This is a genomic window from Caballeronia sp. (genome assembly GCF_028292365.1).
Lineage (GTDB): Bacteria > Pseudomonadota > Gammaproteobacteria > Burkholderiales > Burkholderiaceae > Caballeronia.
Window position 1 is genome coordinate 1 of sequence record NZ_JAQGMM010000111.1, and the last position, 9,900, is coordinate 9,900.

The following is a 9,900-nucleotide window of genomic DNA, read 5'->3' on the forward strand; positions in this document are numbered from 1 at the left end:
TGGAGTACGGCCCGGCCCGCGATGTCCTCGATGAACCGCGTCACCCCTACACGCGTGCGTTGAAATACGCGACGCCTGATCTCACCGGTCCGCGGCGCCGCTTGCCGGTACTCGCTCAGCAGATGCCCGGTTTGTCCGCGCTGGCCGGTATCGCCGGGTGCCGTTTCGCGCCGCGTTGCCCAAGCGCCGGCGCCGCGTGCGCCGCTGTGCTGCATGACCGCGCGGCGCCCAACGGGCATCGGGTTGGGTGCAGCGAGGCGTGCGAGCATGCACCGCTCGCCGACAACACACAGGCGCCGTTGTTGCCGCCTGCGCCCGTCATGGGCGCACAACCGGTGGCGGAACTGCGCGAGGCAGCGCTGACGTACACGAGCCGCAGCGGAGTGTTCGGGCAGCACAGGACTTCTTTCCATGCCGTAAAGCCGCTGTCGCTGCAGATTTTCCCCGGGGAGTTCGTGGGCATCGTGGGAGAAAGCGGCAGTGGCAAGACATCGGTGGCGCGGTTGCTGATGGGCATCGAACAGCCGACCGATGGCCGGGTGATGATCGGCGGCGAAGACCTGACGCATGGCAGCGCGGAACGCGTGCGGCGCGCCCGCGAGCAGGTGCAGATCATCTTTCAGGATCCGCAGTCGGCACTGAATCCGCGCCGCTCGGTCGAGCGGCTCCTGACGCAGGCGCTGGAAGCGGCCGGCCTGACGTCGCTCGACGCGAAAGAGCGGCTGGCACGCGCGCAGTCGGTGCAACGCGACGTGGGGCTTCCCGCCGATACCCTCACGCGCTTTCCCTCGCAGTTGTCAGGCGGTCAGAAGCAGCGGGTGAATATTGGCCGCGCGCTGTGTGCGTCGCCGCAATTGATCGTTGCCGATGAAATTGTCTCGGGGCTCGATGTATCCGTCCAGGCGCAGATCCTGAATCTGCTGCTGGAATTGCGCCGCGAGCGGCAGATTGCGCTGTTGCTCATTTCGCACGATTTGTCCGTGGTCCGCTATTTATGCAGCCGCGTGCTCGTGATGCGTCGTGGCGAAGTGGTGGAGCAGGGGCTGACCGAGGAAGTGTTCGCGGCGCCGCGCCATCCGTACACGCGCGCGTTGATCGACGCGGTGCCGAGCGATCATGCAGGAACGCCATGGCCGCCCGCCGGGCTGGAGGAAGCGGCGTGAGGGGCATGAGTATCAAACGAGGCGTGGTTTGAGCGGGCGGCCGGAAGCCAGCCAGTACAATTATTGATTGCAGTGCCACTGCCGCCATCACGGCGGCGCGCAAATCGTGACAGACCGCGATGAATCGCGAACCAAGACAATGGAGAACACCATGGCAACCGCCGACCCGACGGTTATCAAGCAGCCGCGACGGACTGCGCTGCGCCCCGCCACGCTGATGGAGTCGGTGTATCAGGAAGTGCTGGGCCGCCTTCAGCGCGGTCAGATCGGCCCTGAAGACCGCGTGCTCGACTACGAGATCGCGGAGGAATTCGAGTGCACGCGCATGCCGGTTCGCCAGGCGCTGCTGCGCCTCGTGAACGAGGGTTACCTGATTGGCACCACGCGCGGTTTTATCACGCCCGTCCTGACCGCCGAAGATGTGCGCGAGATCTTCGAAGTGCGCCGCATGCTCGAACCGGGCGCGGCCGCAGCGGCTGCTGCGGTCCTCGCCGACGAACAACTCGCCGGCATGGGGGCGGCTTATCGCAAATGCCGACGCGCGTTCGAGCGCAAGGACATTGCGTTGATGACCGAAGCCAATGTCGAGTTCCGGGCCATCTGGCTGGAAGGCGTGCTGAACACTCGGCTGAAAGGCACGATCCTGCGATTTGCTGATCACACGCGTCAGGTGCGTCACGGAACCATGACGAAACCGGGCACGATGAAGCTGATTGCCGACGGCATGCAGGCGTTGTTGAAAGGCTTCGTGGATCGCGATCCCATGAAGGTGCGTTCGGCAACGCAGGGTTTTATCGATGACGCCGAGCAGCAGTATTTTCTGAACAGCGACAATGCGGTCTGACGCTTGCCCGCGATGAACAACTTCGCAGGCGTGTCGATCGTGGCCGCGGTCGAAGTGCCGTACACGCGTCACGCGCCGGCGGGTACGAGTACAGCGGGTTTGCTCGCCCAGGCCTTGAAGGCCGCGCTTTTGCACGCTGAATTGTCGACAAATGAAGTCGACGGTCTCGGCGTTGCATCGTTCACCTTACCGCCTGATCATGCGATCGACTTTGCGTGGCGCGCCGGTTTGCGCGTGGGGTGGTGCATGGACGATTGTCACGGTGGCGCGAGCGGAATCAATCTGTTGCAGCATGCCGCGCGTGCCATTCAAGCCGGTGACGCGAGCGTGATCGTCCTGGTCAGCGGGGACCATTTCGAGGCAGCGGACTTCACATCGCTCGTCGAGAATTACAACGTGACCACGCGAACGTATCTTCGGCCGTTGAACACGGGCGGACCGAACCCCCTGTTCGCCATGCTCACGCAACGCCAGATGCGCGCCTCGCAATTGACGCGCGAAGATTACGCCGCGCTGTGCATGGCGCAACGCGAGTGGGCGTCGATGAATCCGCTGGCCGTCTACCGTGAGCCCTTGACGCTCGACACTTATCTTGCCGCGCCGCTCGTGGCAGAACCGCTATGTCGCTTCGACTGCGTGCCGGTGGTATCCGGGGCCAATGCAATAGTGCTGACCTCGTCGACTCATCGTTGTGCTGAGCGTTCTTCGGTTCGCATTCGCGCGCTGCGTGCAGCATATAACGTCGATCATCAACATGGCGACGGGCTGGTCACAGGTCTTGCGGGCATCCGCGATTCGCTCTGGCGCGACGCGAACCTCCAGCCCGCCGATATGAATCTCGTCTCCGTCTATGACGATTATCCGTCGATGATCCTCGCGCAGCTCAACGACCTCGGGTTCGCCGATGATCAGCCGAGCTTGCACGCGTTAATCCACGAACGCATTGCGCCACGCCTTTTGCCTGTAAATACGTCGGGCGGGCAATTGTCGGCGGGACAGGCGGGTGCGGCGGCGGGTATGCATGGACTTGTCGAAGCGATTACCCAGTTGCGTCATGAGGCCGGTGCGCGCCAGGTGGACGACGCGCGTTTCGCGGCGGTGAGCGGTTACGGCATGGTGCAGTATCGGTACGGCATGTGTGCGAATGCCGTGGTGCTCGAACGGGGAGCCGCGCAATGAACGTTTTCGCTTGCGTTGCGTGCGCTCAGGTCGACTTTCCCCGGCGCTTGCTGTGCCCATCATGTGGAAGCGATGAATTCCTTGAGGTGGACGCTACCCAAGGTAGCGTTGAAGACGTCACCACGTTGCATCATCGGGCGGGGAAGGCGGGCGGGGAAGTCGCATACATTGCGACGGTGCTGACTCAAGCCGGGCCGCGTGTCATTGCACGACTTGAACGCTTGCTCGAACCGGGCACCGTCGTCTCGCTTCGTCTCGAAAGCGACGACGCCATGACGGCATCCAGCGACTAACCTACACGCTTCTTGAACGCCCGCAAGTCAAAGCATTCCGGTGCGTTCAACGGGTCTGCACCGAACGCGGCAAGCTGGGTTTTCTGCACTTTATTCGTCGATGTCACCGGTAACGCATCGACGAACGCGACGTAACCCGGCGCCTTGTAATACGCGAGCCGCTCCAGGCACCACGCCTGCACCGCGCGTGCGGTCGTTTCATCGCGTACCGTTTCCGGCGACACAATCACGCAGGCCATCACTTCCTCGTCGCGCAGAGAATCGGGCGCGGCAATCACGGCAGTCTGACGCACATCGGGATGATCGAGCAGGCACGCTTCCACCTCCAGCGCCGCAATATTTTCCCCCGATCGACGGATGATGTTCTTCTGCCTGTCGACGAAATGAAGACTGCCGTCGTCGCCGCGACGCACGATGTCGCCGGTATGAAACCAGTCGTGCTGCCATGCGGCTTGCGTTGCCGCGTCGTCTTTCAGATAGCCACGGAAAAAGCCAAGACGCGGGCGAGATCCCTCCCGGCGCACCAGCATGTGACCCGGCACGCCGGTCGCGACCTCGTTGTACTCGGCATCAACAAGCTTCACTTCCATGCCGGAGCGTGGCCGGCCGAAACATCGCGCGCCTGCGTGACGCGGTTCGCGGCTCGATGCAACCACCACGGCGCCACCGGTCTCGGTCATCGCCCAGCCTTCAATGAGCGGAAAGCCGAAGCGTTGTTCGAACACTTGCTGATGTTTCGGATCAACGTTCGCGCCGTACCCGAATCGCACCGAATGCGTGATGGATTGATCGGTTTCCATGCCCAGCAAAATAGCAGGCATGACGCCGAGATAGTGGACGATCGTTGCGCCGCTTTGCGCGACATCCGCCCACCAGCTTCGCGGATGAAACCGGTCGAGCTGAATCACACAGCCGGCGGACAACACCATGGCCATGGTGGAGCAGGCGAGCGCATTCATGTGGAATAACGGCAGCGGTGTGATCAGTCGTTCTACGCCCGGACGGACTTCGCACAAGCCGCCCTCCGTGATGTAGATCTCAGCAATCGACAAGAAATAGCGGTTGTCGAGAATGCAGCCTTTGGGCTTGCCCGTGGTCCCGGACGTGTAAAGAATGGCGCATTCATCGTCCAGGGAAGGCGCCGTCATCCTGTGGCCAGTGCTTTCAATCAAGGGCAGTGCGGACGCGTTCGCATCTGCAACGGGCACTGTGTCCTGGAGTGCGGCGTGCAGGAGCGGCCGCGTTGCATCGATTCCAATCGCCAGCACAATCTCGCTGTGTTCCGCCACGTATGCTATTTCGTGCGGGCGCGAGTCGGCATTGAGCGGAACCACGCTGATGCCAAGTGCATTGAGCGCGAAGAAATGAACGAAGAACTCCGGCCGGTTCTCGAGCAAAAGCGCCACGCGCATCCCCGCGCGATAACCCGCATCGCGATAGCGCTCGACCTGTTCATCGATCCACGTCAGCGTTTCGCCGTATTTCAACGTGAGCGGTCCGGGCGTTGCGTAGTGCTTGCGAGCGGAGGCGGGAATGTGCAGAAAGTCGTTATCCGGATGCTGCAGTGCGGTTTGCTTGAACGCGAGATAAGGCGATGTCGATGTCGATGTCAGTGTCGATGTCATAAGGCGAGGGTGATAAAGCGAGAGTGATGTAACGCGTTCGGACGAGCGTTTCCCGAACGAGCGGGTAACGGATAACGCCCGATCATCAAAAAGCTGCATACAACGAGAGGATCAGTCGGTGTCGTTGCGCAAACCTGCTTCACGCATCAACGGCATGACTTGCTCGCAGAAAAAGGGCAGTTCATCGGCGTAATTCACAAACGTAAGGGCTGCACCGGCGAACCCGCTTTCATGAATCTTGATGAGTTGATCGACTATATGCACCGGTGTGCCCACCAGCGGAAAGCTCCCGGTTCCGGCTGCAAAACGCTGTCGATACTCGGTGAACGCACGGTCGTCGTGACTGTTGCTGAAGCCCTTCTTCTGCTTCATGTGATAGTCGAGCGCGGCTTCGTCGGTATGTTCCACCGAATAGCGATGGTAGTAATCCTGCGCCTCCTGGCTGGTCGCGCGACACACCACGTGCGCCACCGTGTACACGCCAATGTCGCGTCCCGCCGCTTGCCCCCGGCCACGAATATCCGCGACATGCTCGCGGCCCGCGTCGAGTTCCGAAAACGTGGTGAACAGATAGTCGCAATACCTTGCCGCGAAGTCGCGCCCCGGTGCACCAAACGCGGCGTTCATCGTGACCGGACGAGGCGTCTGCAGCGGCACGGGCCGTGAAATAGCGCCTTTCAAATGATAGAACTCGCCCTCGAAATCGAAGGGCTCGGCCGACGTGTAGAGCTTCATCAGGATCTCGGACCATTCCGCTGCCTGTTTATAAGCCTCCGGGTTCAGCTTCACGCCGAACATGTCGAACTCGTCGGGGTTCCATCCGCACACAATGTTCAGCCCCACGCGGCCATGACTGACATGGTCAATGGTCGCCAGCGCTTTCGCCGCATACAGCGGATGCACGAGCGGCACGTGAACCGTCGAAAACAACGCAATGCGACGCGTCACTGCGGCCAGTGCCGCGGCAAACGTGAAGGTCTCGAACGACCACTCGCGAACATGCGTGGTGCCGCTAAAGCCGCGCCATCGCGCGATGGGCAGGAAGAAGTCCATACCGCCTTCATCGGCCACGACGGCAGCGCGCTGCACGTCGTCCCATGTCGCGCGCCATTGCTCGGGCACGGTCGTGAACGAGAGGCCACGATCCGCGTTGGCTGCAAAGACGCCGAGCTTGAACGCGTGAGCGAGCCGCATTGGATTCGCGGTGAGTTCGGTCAAGACATGCTCCTTGAGATCGAGGGCGGTTATCGAGCGCGGTTATTGAAGAATACTGAATTCAGAAAAATCCCCTGTCAAGGACCACGTGTAATGCGTTGTGCTAGTGCGAAAAACGGTCGTGGTGGGGCATGGTCGTGACAAGAAAAGTTCGCCGCGGTGCAGCGATGTTCTTCGGCTTCATTCGACGGCTCCAGGCTGGCCGTCTCATTCAGGGTAGCCAAACACCTGATCCACACAAGCGCTGTTTAGGTGCAAAAAATAGCTTTATGGCGGCACTTTCATTGAATCCATGCCGCGATCACGCTACTCGACGGCTAGCGAATGTCACATCTATCATGTTCCGTTTTATGCGGATCATGCCAGGACGCGCCAACAACCTTGATCCATTGACTGAGCATCTCAGTCCTTCCCTCACTTTCCCGCGAAAAACAATTTTGGCAAGTTCTTGACGTTCAATTTTTGCTGAAATAATCTGAATTCAGAATGTTAATACCGCCATAAACATTCACGAGTCATCGAAGCTGCCGTCCCAGGGATCAGCGTGGCGCGGCGAGTTCTACCCCGAAGTCTGAAGTCTGACGTCCCGAGCAAACGAATCACGACATCAAGAAATCTCGTCATCCACCCACGATCTTTAACGGAACCCAAGTGAAAACTCCTCTTATTGCTGCATCGCTCGCCGTGTTGTGCGCGAGTGGCTCTGTGTGCGCTCAAAGCAGTGTGACGCTGTACGGGATCATCGACGAAGGCCTGACGTTCTCGAACAATCAGCTTGGCGCGAAGGCCTATCAGATGCAAAGCGGCATTTCACAGGGCAGCCGCTGGGGGCTTCAGGGTGCGGAAGATCTGGGGGGAGGGTTGTCGGCGATCTTCCGGCTCGAGAATGGTTTCGACATCAACTCGGGCAAGCTGGGGCAGCAAGGCCGCGAATTCGGCCGCGGCGCTTACGTTGGTTTGGCGAGCACGAAGTTGGGGACGGTCACGCTCGGCCGTCAAAACGAAATGATGGGCGACTACGTGGGCCTGTACACCGCGAACGGCAACTGGGGCATCCTGTTCCCGCATCCGGGCGATCTCGACAACACCGGCATCGACTTCCGTATCAACAATGCTGTCCGATACACCTCGCCGATCATCGGTGGCATCCAGGCCTCGGCGTTGTACGGATTCGGGAACGTCGCCGGCGCGACCAATCGCGACGCAGTCAAGTCGTTCGGCGTGAAATACGCGGGCGGTCCGGTTGCACTGGCAGCGGCGTATACATCGATCGATCACCCGGCGGAAGCCGTGCCTGAAGGCGTGTGGACGGCGACCAACGCGGTCGATGGCAACTACGGGCTTGCTGCGTCCAAGTACCAGTCGTTCGGTATCAGCGGGCAATACTCGTTCGGTAACGCAAAAATTAGTGCCGACTATACGAACACCAAATTCCTCGGACTGGACCCGGCGGTCGGCGCCAACATTAGCGGCCATGTATCGTTTAACATTTTTGAAGTCGTGGCGAGCTACTTCGTGACGCCGTCGCTGCAGCTCGGTACCGGATACAGCTATACGCAAGGTCAAGTCTCGGCAACGTCGCAAAAGCCGAAGTATCACAATGTGGATGCGATCGTGGATTACTTCCTGTCGAAGCGCACCGACACCTACTTGCAGGCCACTTACATGCACGCCGCGGGCGACGCTCAATACGCGGATCTCGCGCCGGTTTTGCAGCGATCGAGCACACCCAACCAGATTGAAGTGCGATTAGGGCTGCGTCATCGTTTCTGACCGTTAATAATTCATCTTCGCGCGTGCTGCGAGTCAAGTCGGTCAGGTCGCGGCACGCTTTCGTGCATCTTTATCCGGCGCATGCCGGGACACAGGAGGTTCGATGGACAGTTTCGAGATCGACGCGAAGCGCAGGCAATGGTTGTTGGGCTCGCTGGCCGCGGGGGCCGGGCTGATACTGCCGTGGGACTTCGCGCGTGCGCAGGGCGCGGCAAGCGATGAGGTATTGAACATTGCGTACATCTCCGACGTGCCGACCTGGGACCCGTCAGCAATCACGGTGCCGCAGGCGCAATCCATCTACGAGACCGTCTTCGATTCCCCGTTGCGCTACTCGCCCAAGCTGAAACTGGAAGCGCGTCAGATCACGGCATGGAAGTGGCAGGACAAGACCGACCAGCGGCTTGAAGTGACCCTGCGCGACGACATCCTGTTCCATGACGGCTCGAAGCTCACGACCGCCGACCTGAAATACAGCCTTCACGATCGTCCGTCCGCCGACAAGAAGCTCGCTGTTGGCGGCATGTTCCAGACGCTGAAGGACGTCGAGATCATTTCGCCCACGCGTGCCGTGCTGGTCTACGCCAAACCGACGCCGGCCGCACCCATCTATCTCGCGTTCCTGGCGGGTTATATCTTGCCGAAGGCGTATATGGAGAAGGTCGGCAACGACGGTTTCCAGGCGAAGCCCATAGGCGCGGGACCCTACAAGGTGGTCGACTACCAGCGCGGTTCGCGCATCGTGCTCGAAGGCTTCGATAAATACTGGGGCGGCGCTCCGGCCATCAAGAACGTCACGTTCCAGATCACGACGGAACCTTCCGCGCGGGTAGCCGCAGTCGAATCAGGCCGCGCGGGCGTGGCCGTGCAGATTCCGTTGCGCGAGGCGCAGCGCCTGGCGAAGACGCCGGGCATCACGACGAGGATCTATCCGTACAGCGAGATCTACATGCTGCGCATGCCGAACTACGTCAAGCCGTTCGACGACGAAAACGTGCGCGCCGCCATGCATTACGCGATTGACACCGCCGCGCTGTCCAAAGCGTTCTATGGCGGCGAAGCGGTGCCGTTGTCGGTCACGGCCACGCCGGGGGCGCCAGCGGACGTGCCCGGTTTCAAGATCGGCTTTGATCCGCAACGCGCGATCGCGGCGCTCGCGAAGTCGGGGTACGGGCCGAACAAACCAGTGAAGGTGCCGTTCCTCACGACTAACGGCACGTTCCCGAGCGACTACGACATGGCGCGCGCCATTGCCGGCATGTGGCAGCGCGTGGGCATCCAGGCCGACCTTACGCAGACCACCATGGCGAAGGTCATCAGCGAGATCCAGGCGACCAAGATGAGCGGTGTGCTGCTTTATAGCTGGGCCAATTCGACCGGTGACCCCGAGAACTACACGGGCCGTATTCTTGATCCGCGCCTGCGGTTTTCTGCGTGGAAAGATGACTCGCTGGCGCCGCGCGTCGAAGCGCTGATGACCGAAGTCGATGAAGACAAGCGCATGGCGGGGTATCGCGCGCTGGGTCAGGAAGCATCGGAGAAATCGTGGGTCGTGCCCTTGCTGCAGGCCGTGACCACGATTGCCTACCGTTCGAATATCGATGTGAAGACTTTCGATAGCGGCTATATCCTGCCAGTCGAATACAAGCGTAAGTGATTCGGGCGCTCGATTCAAGTCCTGGATTCAAGCTCTATCCACCAAGGAGCATGCGATGCAGATTGAAGATTCCGTCGCCTTCGTGTCAGGCGCCAATCGCGGTGTAGGCGCGCGCTTTGTCGTGAGCCTGCTCGAAGGCGGCGCGCGCAAG

General features: G+C 60.7%; 8 protein-coding genes. 6 read left to right on the forward strand and 2 right to left on the reverse strand.

Annotated elements, in window-relative coordinates; all coding sequences use genetic code 11:
* The 4 genes from JWR14_RS06980 to JWR14_RS06995 all read left to right on the forward strand — a co-directional run.
* Positions 1-1,163 (forward strand): oligopeptide/dipeptide ABC transporter ATP-binding protein (locus JWR14_RS06980; protein ID WP_299703578.1); only part of this gene is annotated, 1,163 nt, incomplete at its 5' end.
* A 151-nt stretch (positions 1,164-1,314) separates the two neighbouring features.
* On the forward strand, positions 1,315-2,007 hold the full coding sequence (locus JWR14_RS06985; protein ID WP_299703581.1) for a GntR family transcriptional regulator: 693 nt from the start codon (positions 1,315-1,317) through the stop codon (positions 2,005-2,007).
* A gap of 12 nt (positions 2,008-2,019) precedes the next feature.
* Positions 2,020-3,186 (forward strand): thiolase family protein, encoded by a 1,167-nt coding sequence (locus tag JWR14_RS06990; RefSeq protein ID WP_299703584.1) that lies wholly within the window; start codon positions 2,020-2,022, stop codon positions 3,184-3,186.
* Complete coding sequence (locus JWR14_RS06995; protein ID WP_299703586.1) at positions 3,183-3,479, forward strand: zinc ribbon domain-containing protein; 297 nt, start codon at positions 3,183-3,185, stop codon at positions 3,477-3,479. The genes JWR14_RS06990 and JWR14_RS06995 overlap by 4 nt, the downstream gene beginning before the upstream one ends.
* Here the strand turns inward: JWR14_RS06995 and JWR14_RS07000 are convergent.
* Positions 3,476-5,104, reverse strand: a complete 1,629-nt coding sequence (locus JWR14_RS07000; RefSeq protein WP_299703589.1) for an AMP-binding protein — start codon at positions 5,102-5,104, stop codon at positions 3,476-3,478. The two genes, JWR14_RS06995 and JWR14_RS07000, sit on opposite strands and share 4 nt — an antisense overlap.
* A gap of 111 nt (positions 5,105-5,215) precedes the next feature.
* Positions 5,216-6,322 (reverse strand): LLM class flavin-dependent oxidoreductase, encoded by a 1,107-nt coding sequence (locus tag JWR14_RS07005; RefSeq protein ID WP_299703592.1) that lies wholly within the window; start codon positions 6,320-6,322, stop codon positions 5,216-5,218.
* A 648-nt stretch (positions 6,323-6,970) separates the two neighbouring features.
* Between JWR14_RS07005 and JWR14_RS07010 the strand changes: the two genes are divergently transcribed.
* Together JWR14_RS07010 and JWR14_RS07015 are read left to right on the forward strand one after the other, a co-directional pair.
* Positions 6,971-8,092, forward strand: coding sequence for a porin (locus JWR14_RS07010; protein WP_299703595.1), 1,122 nt, complete (start codon positions 6,971-6,973; stop codon positions 8,090-8,092).
* 103 nt (positions 8,093-8,195) lie between these two features.
* Entirely contained in the window at positions 8,196-9,749 is a 1,554-nt protein-coding gene (locus JWR14_RS07015) for an ABC transporter substrate-binding protein (protein ID WP_299703598.1), read from the forward strand.
* Positions 9,750-9,900: the final 151 nt, after the last annotated feature.

Coding starts and splice junctions, on each gene's coding strand:
- JWR14_RS06985 (WP_299703581.1), top strand. CDS start 1,315: ATGGCAACCGCCGACCCGACGGTTATCAAGCAGCCGCGACGGACTGCG.
- JWR14_RS06990 (WP_299703584.1), top strand. CDS start 2,020: ATGAACAACTTCGCAGGCGTGTCGATCGTGGCCGCGGTCGAAGTGCCG.
- JWR14_RS06995 (WP_299703586.1), top strand. CDS start 3,183: ATGAACGTTTTCGCTTGCGTTGCGTGCGCTCAGGTCGACTTTCCCCGG.
- JWR14_RS07000 (WP_299703589.1), bottom strand. CDS start 5,104: ATGACATCGACACTGACATCGACATCGACATCGCCTTATCTCGCGTTC.
- JWR14_RS07015 (WP_299703598.1), top strand. CDS start 8,196: ATGGACAGTTTCGAGATCGACGCGAAGCGCAGGCAATGGTTGTTGGGC.